General features: G+C 61.6%; 19 protein-coding genes and 1 pseudogene. 2 read left to right on the top strand and 18 right to left on the bottom strand.

Annotated elements, in window-relative coordinates; all coding sequences use genetic code 11:
- From GNF76_RS27100 to GNF76_RS27075, 6 genes and pseudogenes are all read right to left on the bottom strand, one after another.
- A pseudogene (locus GNF76_RS27100) lies at positions 1–1,152 on the bottom strand (type IV secretion protein Rhs); the annotation flags it as partial.
- Positions 1,153–1,318: 166 nt separating this feature from the next.
- Complete coding sequence (locus GNF76_RS27095) at positions 1,319–2,086, bottom strand: SDR family oxidoreductase (RefSeq protein WP_155586131.1); 768 nt, start codon at positions 2,084–2,086, stop codon at positions 1,319–1,321.
- Entirely contained in the window at positions 2,076–2,879 is an 804-nt protein-coding gene (locus tag GNF76_RS27090; RefSeq protein ID WP_155586130.1) for an SDR family NAD(P)-dependent oxidoreductase, read from the bottom strand. The genes GNF76_RS27095 and GNF76_RS27090 overlap by 11 nt, the downstream gene beginning before the upstream one ends.
- The gene (locus GNF76_RS27085) at positions 2,872–3,693 is read right to left on the bottom strand and encodes a molybdenum cofactor biosynthesis F family protein (protein WP_155586129.1); all 822 of its coding nucleotides are present in this window, start codon (positions 3,691–3,693) and stop codon (positions 2,872–2,874) included. The genes GNF76_RS27090 and GNF76_RS27085 overlap by 8 nt, the downstream gene beginning before the upstream one ends.
- Before the next feature lie 13 nt (positions 3,694–3,706).
- Entirely contained in the window at positions 3,707–4,072 is a 366-nt protein-coding gene (locus GNF76_RS27080) for a cupin domain-containing protein (protein WP_155586128.1), read from the bottom strand.
- A 25-nt stretch (positions 4,073–4,097) separates the two neighbouring features.
- Positions 4,098–5,396, bottom strand: coding sequence for an NAD(P)/FAD-dependent oxidoreductase (locus GNF76_RS27075; RefSeq protein ID WP_155586127.1), 1,299 nt, complete (start codon positions 5,394–5,396; stop codon positions 4,098–4,100).
- A gap of 210 nt (positions 5,397–5,606) precedes the next feature.
- On the opposite strand from GNF76_RS27075, the gene hpaR reads away from it, so the two are divergent.
- Positions 5,607–6,029, top strand: a complete 423-nt coding sequence (gene hpaR, locus GNF76_RS27070) for a homoprotocatechuate degradation operon regulator HpaR (protein WP_155586134.1) — start codon at positions 5,607–5,609, stop codon at positions 6,027–6,029.
- A 141-nt stretch (positions 6,030–6,170) separates the two neighbouring features.
- Here the strand turns inward: hpaR and hpaI are convergent, their stop codons facing one another.
- The 8 genes from hpaI to GNF76_RS27030 form a co-directional block, all read right to left on the bottom strand.
- Entirely contained in the window at positions 6,171–6,971 is an 801-nt protein-coding gene (gene hpaI / locus GNF76_RS27065; RefSeq protein ID WP_155586126.1) for a 4-hydroxy-2-oxoheptanedioate aldolase, read from the bottom strand.
- Between the two features lie 18 nt (positions 6,972–6,989).
- Positions 6,990–7,793 carry a 2-oxo-hept-4-ene-1,7-dioate hydratase gene (gene hpaH, locus GNF76_RS27060; RefSeq protein ID WP_155586125.1) on the bottom strand — a complete coding sequence of 268 codons (804 nt, stop codon included), beginning with the start codon at positions 7,791–7,793 and terminating at the stop codon, positions 6,990–6,992.
- Positions 7,794–7,804: 11 nt separating this feature from the next.
- On the bottom strand, positions 7,805–9,109 hold the full coding sequence (locus GNF76_RS27055; RefSeq protein WP_155586124.1) for an MFS transporter: 1,305 nt from the start codon (positions 9,107–9,109) through the stop codon (positions 7,805–7,807).
- 47 nt (positions 9,110–9,156) lie between these two features.
- Positions 9,157–9,549, bottom strand: coding sequence for a tautomerase family protein (locus GNF76_RS27050; RefSeq protein ID WP_155586123.1), 393 nt, complete (start codon positions 9,547–9,549; stop codon positions 9,157–9,159).
- 175 nt (positions 9,550–9,724) lie between these two features.
- Complete coding sequence (hpaD, locus tag GNF76_RS27045) at positions 9,725–10,582, bottom strand: 3,4-dihydroxyphenylacetate 2,3-dioxygenase (protein ID WP_155586122.1); 858 nt, start codon at positions 10,580–10,582, stop codon at positions 9,725–9,727.
- A gap of 48 nt (positions 10,583–10,630) precedes the next feature.
- On the bottom strand, positions 10,631–12,091 hold the full coding sequence (gene hpaE / locus GNF76_RS27040) for a 5-carboxymethyl-2-hydroxymuconate semialdehyde dehydrogenase (RefSeq protein ID WP_155586121.1): 1,461 nt from the start codon (positions 12,089–12,091) through the stop codon (positions 10,631–10,633).
- 5 nt (positions 12,092–12,096) lie between these two features.
- Positions 12,097–12,867 carry a fumarylacetoacetate hydrolase family protein gene (locus GNF76_RS27035; RefSeq protein ID WP_155586120.1) on the bottom strand — a complete coding sequence of 257 codons (771 nt, stop codon included), beginning with the start codon at positions 12,865–12,867 and terminating at the stop codon, positions 12,097–12,099.
- Positions 12,864–13,529 carry a fumarylacetoacetate hydrolase family protein gene (locus GNF76_RS27030; protein ID WP_155586119.1) on the bottom strand — a complete coding sequence of 222 codons (666 nt, stop codon included), beginning with the start codon at positions 13,527–13,529 and terminating at the stop codon, positions 12,864–12,866. Before GNF76_RS27030 ends, GNF76_RS27035 begins: the two co-directional genes overlap by 4 nt.
- 127 nt (positions 13,530–13,656) lie before the next feature.
- On the opposite strand from GNF76_RS27030, the gene hpaA reads away from it, so the two are divergent.
- Complete coding sequence (gene hpaA / locus GNF76_RS27025; RefSeq protein WP_178123615.1) at positions 13,657–14,541, top strand: 4-hydroxyphenylacetate catabolism regulatory protein HpaA; 885 nt, start codon at positions 13,657–13,659, stop codon at positions 14,539–14,541.
- 21 nt (positions 14,542–14,562) lie between these two features.
- Here the strand turns inward: hpaA and GNF76_RS27020 are convergent, their stop codons facing one another.
- Genes GNF76_RS27020 through GNF76_RS27005 form a run of 4 tightly spaced genes read right to left on the bottom strand, consistent with a single transcriptional unit; the run spans position 14,563 to position 18,045 of the window.
- Complete coding sequence (locus tag GNF76_RS27020) at positions 14,563–15,486, bottom strand: metal ABC transporter solute-binding protein, Zn/Mn family (RefSeq protein WP_155586118.1); 924 nt, start codon at positions 15,484–15,486, stop codon at positions 14,563–14,565.
- Entirely contained in the window at positions 15,486–16,385 is a 900-nt protein-coding gene (locus tag GNF76_RS27015; RefSeq protein ID WP_154745824.1) for a metal ABC transporter permease, read from the bottom strand. The genes GNF76_RS27020 and GNF76_RS27015 overlap by 1 nt, the downstream gene beginning before the upstream one ends.
- Positions 16,382–17,128 carry a metal ABC transporter ATP-binding protein gene (locus GNF76_RS27010; protein ID WP_155586117.1) on the bottom strand — a complete coding sequence of 249 codons (747 nt, stop codon included), beginning with the start codon at positions 17,126–17,128 and terminating at the stop codon, positions 16,382–16,384. Before GNF76_RS27010 ends, GNF76_RS27015 begins: the two co-directional genes overlap by 4 nt.
- Positions 17,125–18,045 carry a metal ABC transporter substrate-binding protein gene (locus GNF76_RS27005; RefSeq protein WP_155586116.1) on the bottom strand — a complete coding sequence of 307 codons (921 nt, stop codon included), beginning with the start codon at positions 18,043–18,045 and terminating at the stop codon, positions 17,125–17,127. The genes GNF76_RS27010 and GNF76_RS27005 overlap by 4 nt, the downstream gene beginning before the upstream one ends.
- Between the last annotated feature and the right edge of the window lie 5 nt (positions 18,046–18,050).

Here is an 18,050-nt window from a genome sequence, read left to right as displayed (position 1 = left end):
TGGCACTTCATGCACCCCGGCCTTCAGCGGCACACTCGGCACTACCTTGATCGGTGTCGCCGGGCTATTGAGCAGTAACGGCTTGACCCGCTCGGCATGAGCGCCGAGTGACGGGCCGGCAGTCAGTTCGGCGAGCTTTTCTCCCAACTGTGTGAACCACTGGCGCACCCGGGCGGATTTGATGTTGCCCAGTACCTTGGCACCCATACGCAGCTTCATGCCCATCCCGCCGGCCACCCGCAGCAGCAGGATGCTGATCAGGATTTCAGCGCGAAGCGCTCCCGCGACCTCGATCAGGAACGGCGGTGGCAGCATCCTTATCCAACTGACGATGACCGAGAGGTAGATGAACAACAGCGGCTCATCGCTGAGTACCAGCAGGCCGTTGGCGAGGGCTTCGCTGGACGCTTGCAACAGCTGATCAAGCTCTTGCTGCGTCAGGTACTCCAGCAGCTTTTCGCTATTGGGCTTGAGGTCGGCCAGCGCTTGCGGCAGCGACTGAATCTCGTCCCAGAACGTCTGCAACGCATTGCCAAAACCCTGTGCATCTGCCCGTTGCAGTGCGCGATAACGCTGGAGGTAATTGGCTTCGGAGTAGCCTTTCCAGAGTGGTTCAAAAGTGTGTGACCATTCGCTGCGCAACCAGCTTTCCAGTGGGGTGATAACGGACTGGTAGGAGGTGTAGAGCGCCTTGACCTGATCCTTGGAAACGGCGGGGTAGAAGGTGACCTGATACCGCTGATCGCGGGTGCACTCGGTGACTTCGAGAATGCCGCTGGGGCCGATGGTCTTGTAGAGCGGCTGGCCAACGGGCTTGCCGTTCGCGTCCACTGCTTGCAGCGCCACTTCGGTGTTGCCGATGGGCACGAAGCGTGCGGTTTGGAACATATGCACAAGGGTCAACGGACCGGTGGCCGGACACGCAGTGGTAACGGCGCTGACGGGCTTGTACGAGGAAGCGGGCGCAGTGAGGACAACCTCGTCACCCACTTTGAACAGTTGCTCGACGTCCAGCGCCGAGAAGCTCCAGAAGCTCTCGGCCCAGTCTTCGTAGTTATTCAGGCAGCGCCTGAAGTCGCTGAAGACGGTCTCGGCATTGGGTGCCTTGGGGTCGAGCCCTGCGATGGAGAGCAGGCCAACCTGGGCGATCATTTGAGGAATCAAAAGACCACCCCGCTGTGCAGGATGTGAAGAGGTAGAAACATCGGCGGTCCCTCGCGCTGTGTGATCAGGCGAGAGACTTTGCAGAGGTTCTTAAGCGCGGGGAGTAGAGGTTATCTGGCGGTCAGGTAGGAGGTTTCGGCGAAGGCTGTGCGGGTCAAACTTCAGGCAAGGTGGACCCACCATCCACCACCACCGTTTGCCCGGTGATGTAGGTGGCCAGGTCCGAGGCGAGAAACAACATGGCCCCGGCGATATCGGCGGCGCTGCCCAGACGTCCCAGCGGCACACGACGGGCGATGGTGTCGTTGAGTGGGGCATCCCCCAGATTGTCCATCGCCGGTGTTGCAATCATCCCCGGTTCAACCCCGTTGACCCGAACATTCAGCCCCGCCAGTTCCAGCGCGACGTTGCGAATGAAACCATTGACCCCGGCCTTGGATGCCGCGTAATGACTCAGGCCCGGGTAGGCCACGCGCGGGCCGGTGACGGAAGAGGTCACCAGCACACAACCCCGACCTTGACGGCGGAACATCGGCAGCGCCGCCTGGGTCAGCCAGAACAGCGCCGAAAGATTCACCGCCAAGGTGCGCTCGAGGATGGCCGGGGTGATGTCGGCAAACGCGGTCAACGGAAAGTATCCAGCGTTGTGAATCAGGATATCCAGCCGTCCCAGCCGCTGCTCCAGCGCCTGAACACCATCGAGCACCGCTGCAGCGTCGGCCAGGTCGACGCCAATAGCCTCAACCTGACAGCCACGCTCGCACAACTCATCAGCCAATCCCTGGGCCAACGGCAGCCGCAAGTCGGCAATCACCACCCGTGCACCACGCAAGGCGAAGGCTTCGACGATCCCGCGGCCAATGCCCTGGGCGCCACCGGTCACCAGGACGACTTGCCCGCTGAAATCCAGGTCATTGGCCATCGGGCTGCTCCAGTCGGGTAAACGCCAGGGTGGGCACATCGACGATGCTCGACCCGCCGTCGGCCACCAGGGTCGCGCCGGTGATGATCGAAGCGTCCGCTGAGGCCAGGAAGCGGCAGACTTTGGCGATCTCATCGGCACTGGCCGGCCGGCGCAACGGCACGTCGGCGCAGACCCGGTCGTAGGCCTGCTGCAGCGTCTCACCATAAGCGTCCATCAGCGGCTGCATCTCCTGATCAGCCATGGGTGTGCGCACCCAGCCGGGGCACACCGCATTGACCCGCACACAGTGGGGCCCGTAATCCCTGGCCAGGGAGCGATTCAGCCCCAGCAGCGCATGTTTGGCGGTGGTGTAACCGCACACTTGCGGCCCCGCCGCGAGTGAAGCAATGGAGCCGATCAACACGATATTCCCGGCACTTTCCAGCAGCAGTGGCAGGCAGGCTCGCGCGCTGTAGAAGGCACTGTCGAGGTTGCAGCGCAGGGCCGCTTCCCACGTCTGCGGGCTGGTTTGGGTGGCGCTGCCCAGCCCATGCCCACCGGCACAGGCCAGCAGCACATCGAGCCGACCGTAGCGTTGGTGGATCTGCGTGATAAACCCGTCCCAGGTGTCGGGGCAGGCCGCATCGCCCACCAGAATCAGGCCGCCGGTTTCCCCGGCCACCTGTTCCAGCGGTTCGCGGCGGCGGCCGATCAGCACCAGTTGCGCGCCTTCGTCCGCGTACAACCGGGCGCAGGCGGCGCCGATGCCCGTGCCGGCACCGGTGATCACCACCGTGCGTGGTTCACGCATCGGAATGCTCCGTGCGGTTGAGCACCTGGCAGTAGGAGCTGATGGGGAAGTTCGACAGCGCATCAAAGGACGTTCCGGCATAGCCGAAGATCTTGCCGTCGCTGCGGTGCTGTTGCAGGTCGATCAGCACCAGGCCGAGGGTGGGGATGATCTTTTCGCGCCAGACAAACAGGTACAGCTCCTCGGCAATCTTGTAGTAATGGCAGCGATCGGTATCGCACAGGCCTTGCTCGACGCCCTTTAGGCACTGCCAGGCGTAGAACTGGTCGTTGAGGTAGATATGCTCGTAGACCTCGCTCGGGCTGTAGCGGTACTGGTTGCGCAGGCCTACCAGTTCGCCCGTCGGCGCATGTGGGCACTGGCCTTCCTGCCATGGACGGTCGAGGCTGCCGTGGAGGAAATCCACGTGTACCGAGGTCAGCGGCTTGCCGGCCAGGGCACGGCTGTAGAGACCCTCAGCGGTTTCTGCTTGAGTGGGCAAGTGGCCGATGACGGCGGTGAACGAGGCGCTGGTGGTGTCGAGTACCAGGCTGATGGACCAACTCTGGCCGTTTTCATGCTTGATGAAATCCACCAGGTACAGGCCGGGGCGGATTGACGTGGCGCGGTAGGGGGCTGTTCCGGTGGAGTGCCCATCAGCGGCGGTCCAGGACAGGCTTTCGTGGTCGAAACGATGCTCGATCTGCCAGCCGTTGGCGAAGTGCAGGGTGAAGGTCTTGCCGTTCAGGTCCGCGAGGTTGGGCAGGATAAAGGCTTGGGGGGCAAAGCCGTCGGCGAGGGCGCCTACGGTGATCCAGTCGGATTGGCTAGTCATGACAGGCCTCCACTCAAACGACGGCAAAGTAATGTTTGACGAAACTCTCACTGACCACTTCCCACAACACCGGCGTGCCCTTGGTCACGAACCAGCTGTCACCCGCCTTGTAACGAGCACTTTTGCCGGTGGACTCATCCGTCAGCACCACCTCGCCGGTCACCACAGTGGCCTGTTCAGCGAACGGATAGACCATCCTGAACTTGCCTTGGGTGGTGCCAAAGTAGGCACTGCTGACCGGGTCAGTCGGTGCACCGAAGGTCATCTTGCCGAAGGCTTTGACCTCGCCTTCGAGGATCTCTGAGCCGAGATCGGCCACGGTGCCCCAGGCATCGAGTTCCGAGAGTTGGATGTCTTTTTTTAGGGTGGTGAGGGTCATGGCAGTTGCTCCTGATGAGAAAAAATTAACGCCGCCCGTTCCAGTAGCCGGACAGCTGGTGCCAGGACTTGCCGGCAGTCAGCAGCAACGGGCGGATGGTGTCTTTGCCGATAATGGTCGGGCGATGGATCGAGCTGACCAGGTCATACCGCGCCGACCCTTCGCTCATACCTTCGGCCAGCACCTTGCAGATGATGTGGCTGGGGGTGACGCCAAAGCCTGAATAGCCCTGGACGAAAAACGCGTTGCTGCGCCCGGGCAGGGTGCCGATCTGCGGGAACAGATTCGGGCTGCAGGCCATCGGGCCGCCCCAGGCGAGGTCGATTTTCACGTCCTTGAGGTAGGGGAAAATCTTCAGCATCAAATGGCGGTTCCAGGCCTTGAGGTCACCGGGAATGTGTTCCACCAGCGGCGTCGCGGCCCCGAACAACAGGCGGTTTTCGTTAGTGACCCGGTAGTAGTCGATCACCGGGCGAATATCGCTGTAGGCCCCACGAATCGGGCTGATGCGGTTGATCAGCTCTTCGCTCAACGGCTCGGTCATCATCTGGAAGGCGTAGGTGTTGATGGTCGAACGGTGCAGCTCCGGTTCCAGTTTGTTGAGAAAACTGTCACAGGCCCACAGCAGCTTGCTGGCCTTCACCGAGCCACGACCGGTGCGCACGGTGATGCGCTCGCCATAGCTGACTTCCAGGGCCGGGCTGTTCTCGAAAATTCGCACGCCGTGGCTGGCCAGGGCCGTGGCCTCACCCAGCAACAGGTTCAGTGAATGCACGTGACCGCCGCCCATGTGCAAGAGTGCGCTGCTGTAGGCATTGGAACCGATGATCTGCTTGACGTCGGAGCCGCCGAGAAAGCGGATTTCGTGTTTGCTGTTGATCGACTTGAAGTCTTTTTCCCAGGCCCGCAGGGTCTTTTCCTGGCGGGCGTTAAAGCCCATGTAGCCATAGCCGTGGCAGAAGTCGGCATCGATGTTGTACTTGGCGATGCGGTCTTTGATGATGTCGGCGCCCAGATCGCTGATCTCGAACACCTGGCGCAGGCCGTCTTCACCGACGTCTTTCTTGATCTTCTCCAGGTCATGCCCAATCCCGGCCATGATCTGCCCGCCATTGCGCCCGGTGCCGCCAAAACCCAGGTAGCGCGCCTCCAGCACGACAATATTGGTGATGCCTTTCTCGGCGAGTTCAAGGGCGGTGTTGATACCGGAAAAACCGCCGCCAATGATCACGACATCGGCCTCCACGTCCTGTTCCAGCGTCGGGAAACTGAGGTTGTATTTCTTGGTGGCCGTGTAATAGGTGGGCGTTTCAATAGTGATCATGGCGCAGCCTGAAAAAGTGAAGGAAGGCTCTAAAGCAGATGCCTGCCATTAGGGGCCCTGGCGGGATGGAAGTCTTGATTCTCCGTGCCGGGGCTTTTGATTCAGCGCGCCAGCCGAGGGTTTCGACCCACAAGTTATAGCGCGGCCAGTGGGGCGAGATGTTAGAGTTTCGTTAAATTATTAACTAAATCTATCGTGACCCTGATCCCTATGCTCAAACCTCGACAATCCCTGACCTTGACCCTGTTACAGGCCCGTGAAGCGGCCATGAGTTTCTTCCGGCCTTCGCTCAATGAGCATGGCCTGACCGAACAGCAATGGCGGGTCATCCGCATCCTCAGCCAATACGATGAACTGGAGATCTACCAACTGGCGGAACTGGCCTGCATTCTCAAGCCGAGCATGACCGGCGTGCTGGTACGCATGGAAGCGGCGGGGATGGTTCACCGGCGCAAGGCCGAGCAGGATCAGCGGCGGGTGCTGGTGACGTTGGCGCAGAAGGGCAAGGCCATGTTTGAGTCCATGAGCCAGTGCATGGAGGGCAACTACCAGCGGTTGCAGGATCAGTTGGGGGAGGAGAAGTTACAGACGCTGTTGGGGTTGCTGGATGAGCTGAAAAACATCAAGCGCTGAGGCCATTGTTCGAGCACACCCCTATCCAATGTGGGAGCTTCTGTGCCTGCGATGACGGTGGCTCAGCCAATGATGCATTGACTGACAGGACGCTATCGCAGGCAAGCCAGCTCCCACATGGATCTTCTGTGCCCTGGAGACCTAGTACACTCCGCCGCCTGACATAGGCGCCGCCGTACCTTTGAATTTCCCCGCCAGCGCCTGCAACCCGCGCGTCAACACCGTGGTATCCACACCCACTGCCACAAACGTCGCCCCCAGCTCGATATAGCGTCGGGCAAGCGTCTCGTCAGCACTCAGAATCCCGGCACCTTTACCGGCTTTGCGAATCCGCACGATGGCGTCTTCGATGGCCGCTTGCACCTCTGGATGCCCCGGATTCCCGCGATGCCCCATGGATGCACTCAAATCCGCCGGCCCGATAAACACCCCATCCACACCCTCGACGGCCGCAATCGCGTCCAGGTTGGCCAAGCCTTCACGGCTCTCGATCTGCACCAGCAGGCACATCTGTGCATCAGCCTGATCCAGGTAGTCGGGGATAGTGTTCCAGCGCGATGCCCGAGCCAGGGCGCTGCCCACTCCGCGTATACCTTGGGGCGGATAGAGAATTGCGCGCACCAACTCCCGTGCCTGCGCAGCGTTTTCAACCATCGGCACCAGCACCGTTTGTACGCCGATATCCAGCACTTGCTTGATCAACGCGGTATCGCCGATTACCGGCCGGATGATCGCTTCGCTTGCATAGGGTGCGATGGCCTGCAATTGGCCGAGCATGCTGCGAAGATCATTGGGTGCATGTTCGCCGTCGATCAATAGCCAGTCGAAACCGGCGTTCGCCGCCAACTCCGCACAGTACGCATCGGCCAGGCCGAGCCACAGGCCGATCTGTACTTCGCCGTTATTCAGGCGTTGCTTGAAGCGATTCACTGGCATGTCCATGAAACGGTCCTCCAGAAGTCAGACGAAGCGGCAGGAGATGGAGCCCAACATGTCGTAATCAACATGGAACGTGTCTCCAGGACTGGCCGCCACCGGACGGGTAAACGAGCCACCAAGAATGATCTGTCCCGGCAGTAGCGTCACGTCATACGGTGCCAGCTTGTTCGCCAGCCACGCCACACCCTTGGCCGGATGGTTGAGCACGGCCGCCGAGACCCCGGACTCTTCGATGACGCCGTTGCGGTACAGCACCGCCGGTACCTTGCGCAGGTCGATCTCGGTGGGCCGCACTGCACGGCCGCCCATGACCACGCCGGCGTTGGCCGCGTTGTCGGAAATGGTGTCGAATACCTGGCGGGTGGCGTTGGTCTGCGGGTCAATCTGCTGGATCCGCGCGTCAATGATTTCCAGGGCCGGGATCACCCATTCGGTGGCCTCCAGCACGTCGAAGATCGTGCAGTTCGGGCCCTTGAGCGGTTTGCCGAGGATGAATGCGAGCTCCACTTCCACCCGAGGCACGATAAACCGCTGGAAAGGAATATCGGTGCCTTCGTCGAAGAACATGTCATCGAGCAGGGCGCCGTAATCCGGTTCGCTGATATTGGACGACACTTGCATCGCCCGGGACGTCAGGCCGATCTTGTGACCGACCAACTTGCGCCCGTCCTTGATCTTCTGGGCGACCCAGGCGCGCTGTATGGCGTAGGCGTCCTCGATCGTGATGGCGGGGTAGTCGAGGGAAAACTGCCGCACTTGCTCCCGAGTGCGTTCGGCGCGGTCCAGGTTGGCGGCAGCTTGCAGGATTTGCTGGGGATCGAGCATGAGGAAGGTCTCTAGTTTGGATTGACGATGGCGGCATGGGTGCGTAGCACCAGCAAGGCACCGAGGGCGATCAGCAGCGCCAGCACATACAACGCCAGGCTCGCGCTCTGGGTGGCATCGCGCATCCAGCCGATCAGGTACGGCGCGAGGAATGCGGCTACGCTGCCAAAGGAACTGATCATCGCGATACCGGCGGCCTGGGTGCTGTTGGAGAGAAAGGCCGGCGGCAGTTGCCAGAACATTGGCAGTGCGGCGCTGGCGCCCATGCCGGCCACCACCAGGCCGCCCATCACCAGCAGCGGATTGCCCGGTGCCAGACCGGCCACGGCAATACCGGCGGCGGCCATCAGCAGCGGCACGCACAAGTGCCAGCGGCGCTCGCGATGGCGGTCCGAAGAGCGCCCGCAACCGATCATGAAGAAACACCCGGCCAGGTAAGGCACGGCGCTCAGCAGGCCGACCTGGCTGTCACGGCCGACGCCGGCACCGTGAATCAGGGTCGGCATCCAGAAGGCGAGGGTGTTGACGGCGAGCATCACCGCAAAATAAATCGCCACCAGCAGCCAGACCTGCGGGTCGCGCACGATGCCGGCAAAGGAGGTGATGGACTTGCGCTGTTCCTCGCTGCTCAGTTGCGCGTGCAGTTGTTGCTTCTGCTCAGGCGTCAGCCAGTTCACGCTTTCAAAGCTGTCCGGCAGGTACTTGAGCACCACCAGGCCCAGCAGAACCACGGGCGCGCCTTCGATCAGGAACATCCACTGCCAGCCGCGCAGGGCACCCACGGCATGGAAGTTTTCCAGGATCGCCCCGGACAACGGCCCGCCAATCACCCCGGCCATGGGCACGGCAATGGCGAACAGCGCCGTGACCTGGGCGCGACGGCGGGCCGGGTACCAGCGGTTGAGAAACACCAGGATCCCGGGGAAGAAGCCGGCCTCGGCCACCCCCAACAGGAAGCGCAGGACGTAGAACCCCGTGGAACTTTCGACCCACATCATGCTGGTGGACAAGATGCCCCAGACCACCATCAGGCAGGCGATCCAGCGTCGCGGCCCGACCCGGTCCAGGGCGATGTTGCTGGGCACGCCGAACAAGGCATAGGCGATAAAGAACAGCCCGGCGCCAAAGCCGTAGACCGTGTCACTGAAGTGCAGGTCGCTGCTCATCTGCATCTTGGCGAAGCCGATGTTGATCCGGTCCAGATGGGCGAACAGGTAGCAGATCAGCAACAAGGGCATCAGGCGCCAGGTCACCGTACTGTGGGTGCGATCGTGCTCGGCCAGGGCGAGGCTGGCGGTAGTCTTGGCTGTGCTCATGGTGTTGTACTTTTTTTTGAGAGGCCATGGGGGGAGGCGGGCGTGGGTCAGCCCGCCTGGTTCTTCAAGAAGGCGTGCACGTTGTTCTGTTTGAAATTGAGCTCTGGGTGCAACTCGATCATCTCGAACGACAACGCCAGCAGCCGTTGCGCCTGCAACTCGGCGAAGTGCTGGGTGATCAAAAGGAACAGCGTTTCGGCGACGCTCTTGCGCGTTGCCAGGTCGCGGCCGTGGCCGACCTTGAGGGTCATGTGGACGAAGGCGTAGTCGTGCTTGCCATCGGCCATGCGCCAGGTGTCCAGGCGTACGCCGCGACTGCGGATGCCGCCCAGGGGAAACACGCCGCTGTCGCCCAGGACGCTGTGGACCTTTTCGAACAGGGCGGGCAGGTTGGCCTGGTGTTCGATGTTGTCGGTGTATTCGACGATGAAGTGCGGCATATGAGTCTTCTCCGATCAAATGTGGGAGCTGTCGAGCCCCGGCGAGGCTGCGATAGCGGTAGCCCAGTCAACATTGATGCCGGCAGTGCCGGCGCCATCGCAGCCTCGCCGGGGCTCGACAGCTCCCACATGGGGTTTCACTGGTTGCAAGGTAATCATCAGTTTCAAACAGGGATCAGAGCGGGAAAATCGCGTTGATCTGCCCCGTGCCCGAACTGCCGAATGGCTGGGTAATAATCTCTGCCGGCTGGTTGTACTCCGGCCCGCCGAGCAACCCCAGAAGCATCGCCGTGTCGTGCATCTTGCCCTCGCCAAAACAGTGCTCGGCGTAGTCCGGCAGCATCGCGCAGAACTCTTTGAAGCGGCCTTGCTTCCACATTTCCACCACGTGCAGGTCCATCTGTTTGTCGAATTCGCGGGTCCAGTTGTGGATGTTGGCTTCGGCTTCGCGGTCGTCGGAGAAGCGATGGGACAGCGAGCCCGACGCCAGTACCAGTACCTTGCGATCACTCTTCTCGATGGCCCGGCGTACGGCGGCGCCGAAGGCAAAGCTGTCTTCCAGGCGATGCCAGGCGCACCAGGCGGCGATGGAGATGACGTTGAATTTCTGCTCCTCGGGTACATCCATGTGCATGTAGCGCATGGGCACCAGCGTGCCGTACTCCAGCTCCAGGCTCGGGATGTTGTGGGCCATGCTGCGCACGCCGGCTTGATTGGCTTCGGCGGCAATCAGTTCGCCCAGTTCGGGGCAGCCGGGGTATTCGTATTCCATGTTCTTGATGAAATGCGGCAGCTCGTTGCTGGTGTAGATGCCCTTGAAGTGCTCGCCACAGTTGACGTGATAGCCGCTGTTGACCAGCCAGTGCACATCGAACACCACCGCCGTGTCGGCCCCGAGTTCGCGGGCGCGGCGGCCGATTTCCTTGTGCCCGGCAATCGCCGCGGCGCGGCAACCGTGGTGCTTGCCGGGCAGTTCCGACAGGTACATCGAAGGTACGTGACAAATCTTCGCGGCCAGGACGACTTCGCCCATGATGATTCTCCTGAATACTTATTCTTGTTGGAGTGGGGACCTCGGCAGCTACACGCCCCAGCGTGGAATGTGATGGCTGCCCATGGAGATACACACGTTCTTGATCTCGGCAAACACTTCAAAACTGTACTGACCGCCTTCGCGGCCAGTCCCGGAACCTTTGACCCCGCCGAACGGCTGACGCAGGTCGCGCACGTTCTGGCTGTTGATAAACACCATCCCTGCTTCGATGCCACGGGCCAGCCGATGGGCCTTGCCGATGTCCTGGGTCCAGATATAAGACGCCAGGCCATATTCGGTGTCATTGGCCAGTTGCAGCGCTTCGGCTTCGTCCTTGAACGGGATCAGGCACACCACCGGCCCGAAGATTTCTTCCTGGGCAATGCGCATCTTGTTGTTCACATCGGCAAATACCGTCGGCTGGATGAATTGGCCACGGGCCAGGTGCGCCGGCAGGTTTACCGGACGCTCCAGGCCGCCCGCGAGCAGGGTGGCGCCTTCCTCAATACCGATCTTGATGTAGCCGGTGACTTTGTCATAGTGGGCCTGGGTGATCATCGAGCCGACTTGGGTCTTCGGGTCTTGCGGGTCACCGACGATCAGGCGCTTGGCGCGCGCGGCAAATTCGGCGATGAACTGCGGGTAAACGCTTTCCTGAATGAAAATCCGGCTACCGGCGGTGCACCGCTCACCGTTCAGCGAAAAGATCGTGAACAGCGCCGCGTCGAGGGCGCGTTCCAGGTCGGCGTCTTCGAAAATCAGCACCGGCGATTTGCCGCCCAGTTCCATCGAGTACTTTTTCAAACCGGCGGTCTGCATGATCTTCTTGCCGGTGGCGGTGCCGCCGGTGAAGGAAATCGCCCGCACATCAGGATGGCGCACCAGGGCATCGCCGGCGGTGGCGCCATAGCCCTGGATCACGTTGAGCACGCCATTGGGAATCCCTGCTTCCACCGCCAGGCGCCCCAGTTCATTGGCGGTCAGCGGCGACAGCTCCGACATCTTCAGCACCGCCGTGTTGCCCAGGGCCAGGCACGGTGCGGTTTTCCAGGTGGCGGTCATGAACGGCACGTTCCAGGGCGACACCAGGGCGCAAACGCCGACGGGTTGATACAGGGTGTAGTTGAGCATCTGGTCGTCCACCGGATAGCTGTGGCCATCCATGCGGGTGCAGACTTCCGCGAAGAAATCGAAATTGTGCGAGGCCCGTGGAATCAGCACGTTCTTGGTCTGATGGATCGGCAGGCCGGTGTCCAGGGTTTCCAGTTCGGCCAGGTGCGGTACGTTCTGCTCGATCAATTCGCCGAGCTTGCGCATCAACCGCGCCCGCTCCTTGGCCGGGGTATTGGCCCACTTCGGAAAGGCCTCCTTGGCTGCCGCGACCGCCTGGGCGACTTCCTCGGCGCCGCCGCTGGCGACTTCGCCGATGGCCTCGCCGGTGGCCGGGTTGTAGTTGACGAACACGTCTTTGCTTTCGACCTCGCGGCCGTTGATCCAGTGTTTGATCATCTTGCTCAAGCCTCTTTTCGCACGGAGAAGAACTCCGTTTCGCTGACAATTCGATTGACCAGGCGGCCCACGCCTTCGACTTCCACGATGACTTCATCGCCGGGCACCACATCGGCCAGGCCTTCGGGCGTGCCGGTGGCGATCATGTCGCCGGGTTGCAGGGTCATGAAGCTGGACAGGTATTCGATCAGGTAGGGGATGTCGAAAATCATGTCCCGGGTGCTGCCTTCCTGGCGCAGCTCGCCGTTGATCCAGGTGCGCAGTTTCAGGTTGCTTGGGTCGGGCACGTCCGACACATCAACGATCCACGGGCCGACCGGCGTCGTGGCGTCGCGGTTCTTCACCCGCAGGTTGGGGCGGTAGTAGTTTTCCAGGTAGTCGCGGATCGCGTAGTCGTTGCACACCGTGTAGCCGGCCAGGTAATCCAGGGCGTCTTCACGCTTGACGTTGCGCGCCGGTTTGCCGATGACCGCCACCAGTTCGCACTCGTAATGCATGTAGGCGACATTGTCCGGGCGCCAGGTGGTCTGGTTGTGGCCGGTGTAAGTGCCCGGCGACTTGATAAATGCCAGCGGCTCGGTGGGCGGCTTGAAGGCCAGCTCGGCGGCGTGGTCGGCGTAGTTCAGGCCCAGGGCGAACATGCTGCCGGTGGCCGGCGGCAGCCACTCGACCTGGTCTTCGGCCAGCAGGCGACCGTCTTGCAGGCGTACGGCGTGATGGGTTTCGACAAGGACTTGGTGGACGGCGCCTTCAAAGCGGATACGGGCGTGTTTCATGACAACTCCTCGGCCTTGATGTGGTTGACCAGGCGACCCAGGCCGCTGATCTCGACTTCAACGGTGTCACCGGGCAGCACATCCACGCGGCCTTCAGGCGTGCCGGTGATCAGCACATCGCCTTCGTGCAGGGTCATGAACTCGCTGATCTCGGCGATCAATTGAGGAATGTCGCGCACCCAGTTGGCCGTGGAGTTTTGCTGGCGCAGTTCGCCGTTGACGAACAGTTTCACGCTCAATTGATTGGGGTTGGCGACCTGCTCGCGGCTGACCAGTTCAGGACCCAGCGCGCAGAAACCGTCCCGGCATTTGGCTTTCACGGCGGGGCGGTAGTAGCTGTCTTCCGGCAGGCTGAACTCATTGACGATGGTGTAGCCGGCCACATGCGCCATGGCATTTTGCGCGCTGACCCGGCTGGCACTCTTGCCGATCACGACTCCCAGCGCTGGGCCGGGTTGCAGGCGTTCGCCCTGAGGGTGAACCACCACGCCGTCATGGCCATTGCGGGTATTGGGCGTCTTGATGAACAGCACCGGCTTGACCGGAGGCTTCTGGTACGGCGCCTGTTGGAAGGCGGCGAGATGTTGTTCCAGCAACCCCTGGTAGTTCAGCGCAACGCCGAACAGGGTGCCGTTGGCAACATCATGCAGGATACGGCTCATGGGTTTCTCCTGGCGGTGGCGACTGCTCCATAGGCAGTTCGTTAATGTATTAACGTTATAATTAATATGTTAACTACCGTCAAGCGTGGCAAAATCCCAGGCACCCAAAAACAATAACGAGCACACCGTGAAGCCGATCCCCAATATCAACATCGGGCAGGTCTACGATCAGCGTTACAGCGATGCCGATGTGCATTACGACAAGCTGGGCAACCTGGCGGGTTTTTTCGGTCGCAACATGCCCGTGCATCGGCATGACCGGTTTTTCCAGGTGCACTACGTGAAGAGCGGCGCGGTGCGGGTGTATCTGGATGACCAGCAGTACCTGGAGTCGGGGCCGATGTTTTTCCTCACGCCACCGACAGTGGCCCATGCCTTTGTCACGGAGGCGGATGCGGACGGGCATGTGCTGACGGTGCGACAGCAGTTGGTGTGGGCGTTGATCGATGCCGATCCCAGTCTTGCGCCGGGACCGCAATTATCGGCGGCATGTGTGGCGTTGGCACCGCGGTTTCAGGCTGAGGCCGAGCGGCTTGAGTGGTTGTTTGAGGCGCTCTATGGGGAGATCAATGGCAGTGGGCCGGGAAGGGCGGCGGCTCTGGAAAGTTTGACGCGGTTGATCATGGTGGGGTTGTTGAGGTTGTGTGCCAATTCGCTGGAGGCACGGCCGGCGCGGCATGAGGATTTGCGAATTTTTCATCGGTTTAATGAGCTGATCGAGGACCACTATCTGCAGCATTGGCCGTTGTCACGGTATGCGCAGGGTGTGGGTGTGACGGAGGCGCGGCTGAATGAGGTGTGCCGGAGGATTGCTGATTTGCCGTCGAAGCGGTTGGTGCTGGAACGGGTGATGCAGGAGGCGAAGCGGTTGTTGCTGTTTACCGGTGGTTCGGCCAATGAAATCTGTTATCAGCTGGGGTTTAAGGATCCTGGGTATTTCAGTCGATTCTTTCAACGGTATGCGGGGGTGACGCCGGGGGAATATCGTTTGCGGCAGGCGGGGGGCTTTTGACGAACCCGGCCCCCCTGATGATCAAGGTGCCAGCGCCTTGAGTACCTGGTCCACATTCCCTTCCAGCTCTGCCACCGGATCCGCCCCATCGGTACCCAGCACCAGCAACTGCGAGCCCCCCGCACTAATCGCCGCTTTCACCGCGTCGCCGGGCTGGCGATGATGCATCACCACCGGCACGTCGTTCTCCTTCAAGTCGGCACTCAACTGCTGTAGCGCTTCAGGCGTCCACTCCGAATCAGCCCGTGCATCAACACTGACCAACTCCAGGTTCAACCCACTGACCAGATAACCCAAATGATCACTCAAGCTGACCACACTCACATTATCCGCCTTGGCCAGCCGCGCCTCGCTGTCAGCGGTGAGCTTGAGCAGACGCTGCTTGAGGTTCGCCAGATTGGCGTCAATCTGCGACTTGGCCCCGGGCGCCAGGCGGCTCAGGTCAGCCGCCATCACATCCGCCATGCGTCCCATATTGTTGCTCGCCTGCCACGGCTGGCTATTCAGCCCATCGGTTGAGCCCGGCTGCACCGCGATCCCCGGCAAACCACCATCCACCGGCCGCGCAGCGTCCACTTCAACGATGCGGATATTGCTGCGCCGGGCGACCGGATACAGCGGGTCGTCCGGCCATAACGAACGCAGGCCGATGGCCGCATCGGCATCCAGTGCCAGGGTGTGCAGGGCTGCAGCCCCGCGCCCGGTGAAGTAGGCCGTTTGCCGCGAGCCGGGCAAGTTGGCCGGTGCCGCGCGCTCAAGGGTGAGATCGGTACCCTTGAGCAACACCTGCGCCAAGCCGTAGGTAATCGGCAGGGCGGCCAGGACTTTCACCGGTTTGATTGCCTTGAGGGTGCTCTGCCGGGGGGTGATCCCTTCTGCCGCAAAAAGAGGCGTTGTGATCAGGCAGACGATGGCCAGGGCCAGTGGACGTAGAACGGGGCGCATTATCCGAGATTCCCTTTCAAGCTGGGGACCGTGCCGCGCGCGATGGCGGCGAGGGCGAAGGCGATACCGGCAACCAGAATGATCGCGGCACCGGACGGGATGGGCAGGTCGAAGATGATTGGCAGCAAGATTCCGCACAGGGTGCTGACGGTGGCGATCGCCACCGAGATCCAGAAAAACCCCTTGAGTGACTGGCTCAACAAGCGCGCCGCCGCCGCAGGAATCACCAGCAGGGCACCCACCAGAATCGCACCGATGACCTTGACCGCCGCCACGGTGATCAACGTCACCAGGATCACAAACAGATAATCCAGGGTCTTCACCGCCACCCCGCGCACCGCCGCCAGTTGCGGGTTGAAGCTGGCCAGCATGATGCGGTTATACAACGGCAAGGCCAGGGCCATCACCAGGGAACCGACAATCGCCAGCACCAAAAGGTCATTGCCATTGACCGTCAAGACCGAGCCAAACAGCACGTTCTCCAGGATGTGTACGTTGATCTTGCCTGCGAGGATCAACAGCAGGCTTGCCCCCAGGGCCAGGGACACCGAAAGGAACACGCCGATCAAGGTGTCGGGCGCCAACCCCGTGCGATTGCGCAGGTAGTTAAGCAGGATGCCGAACAGCAGGCAGTAGCCGAACAGGCTGCCATAGGGCCCGGTGTAGGGTTCTCCCAACAGAATGCCCACGGCCACACCCGTCAGTGCGGCATGGCCGACGGCTTCGGAGAAGAACGCAAAGCGCTTGACCACCACCAGGGTGCCCAGGCCGCCGAGCACCGGGCCGATCAACAGCCCGGCCAGCAACGCGTTGACCACAAACCCATAGGCCAGGGCTTCCGGCAGATACCCGGAAGACGCCCAACCCTGGACCATCAGGCGAAAGGCTTCGTAGCTCATAAGGCCGGGCTCCGTGGGTGGGTGGAGAATAAGGTCAGCAGGCGATCCGGCGTCAGCGCTTCTTTCGGCGTGGCGTCGAACAGCACGCGGCGGTTCAGGCCGGTGACGCGGTCGGCCAGGCGACCGACGGCTTCCAGGTCATGCTCGATCCACAGCACGGTGATTCCGGCCTGGCGCCAGTCGCTCAACAGTCGTTCGAACACCTGAATGCCGGCCTCGTCGAGGGCCGACATCGGCTCATCCAGCACCAGCAACTGCGGTGCTGGAATCAGCCCTTGAGCCAGTAGCACTCGCTGGCGTTCACCGCCGGACAGTGCGCCCATGCGCCGTTTGCGTTTGTCCTGCATGCCGACTCGTTCCAGTGCTGCGCCGATGGCCTCGGCGTAATGCCGGGACAGGCCGAGGAAGGCCGGGCGGCGCTGACACATGGCGGCCATGAAGTCGTCGACGGTCATTGGCAGGCCCCGGTCAAATTCCAGGGCCTGGGGCACATAACCGATGGTGCCGGGTGTGCTCGGCCAGTGCAGGCTCAGTTGCCCCTGGTGTGGCGTTTGCCCCAACAGGGTCTTGATCAGCGAGCTTTTGCCACCGCCGTTGGGGCCGACCAGCGCGTGGATGCTGCCCGGCGCTACCTGAAAACTCACGGCATCGAGGATCGTGGTACGACCGAGGGTCAGCGAGACGGTGTTGAATTCCAGGGTCGGGCCAACGCTGGCCACGTGCAGATGTTCCGCTGCCGTCATGCGCCTGACTCCTGAATCGCCCGGACCACGGTGTTGAGGTTGCCGGTCATTTCCACTTCGTACTTTTCAGCGCTGTAGTCGCCATAGGAAATATGCGACAGCGGGTACAGCTTGACCCCGGATTCGCGCTGGATGGTGTCGACGTAGCTGGACGGGAAGTCCATCTCGGAGAAGATCACCTTCACGTCCAGCTCCCGCAGTTGGTCGATGGTTTTTTTCAACTGGCTGGGGCTCGGTTCGATGCCGTGGGCGGGTTCGACCACGGCGGTGACTTCCAGGCCAAATTCGCGCAGCAGGTAGTCATAAGCGGCGTGTACCGTCGCGACCCTCAGGTCGGCATTCGGTGCGCGGGTCAGCTTGGCCAGGGCGTCGGCGCGCATCTGGCGCAGGCGCTTGCCATAGGCGCGGGCGTTCTGGGTGTAGGTCTTGGCGTTGTCCGGGTCGAGTTTGCCCAGCTCCCGGGCGATGTTGTTGACCTGGGCAATCGAGGCGCTGATGGACAGGAACGTGTGAGGGTTGACCACCTTGCCGGCCCCGCGCGCGGCGTTGCCGGTGGCGGCCAGCAACGGTACGTTGGCGTTGGCTTCGATCACCGGGATGTCCGGACGCTCACTGGTGGCGATCATGCGGTCGGCGAAATCATCATGGCCGACGCCATTGAGCACGATCACATCCAGGCTGCCGATGCGCTTGATGTCTTCGGCCCGTGGCTCATAGGCATGGGGGTTGAAACCGGCCGGAATCAGCGGCACCACCTCGGCCTTGTCGCCGACGATATTGCTCACGTAGCTGTAATAGGGATGCAGGGTGATGCCGATGCGCAGGCGTTTGCCTTGTTCTGCACTGGCAAGCGGGGCCAGCAGTACGGTGAACAAGCCCACCAGCAGCAGGCGCAGTAATGGCGATGAAATAGACATGGTCA

The sequence above is a fragment of the Pseudomonas spelaei genome, from assembly GCF_009724245.1.
In the GTDB taxonomy this organism is placed as follows: domain Bacteria; phylum Pseudomonadota; class Gammaproteobacteria; order Pseudomonadales; family Pseudomonadaceae; genus Aquipseudomonas; species Aquipseudomonas spelaei.
This window is presented reverse-complemented; position numbering and strand designations above follow the sequence as displayed.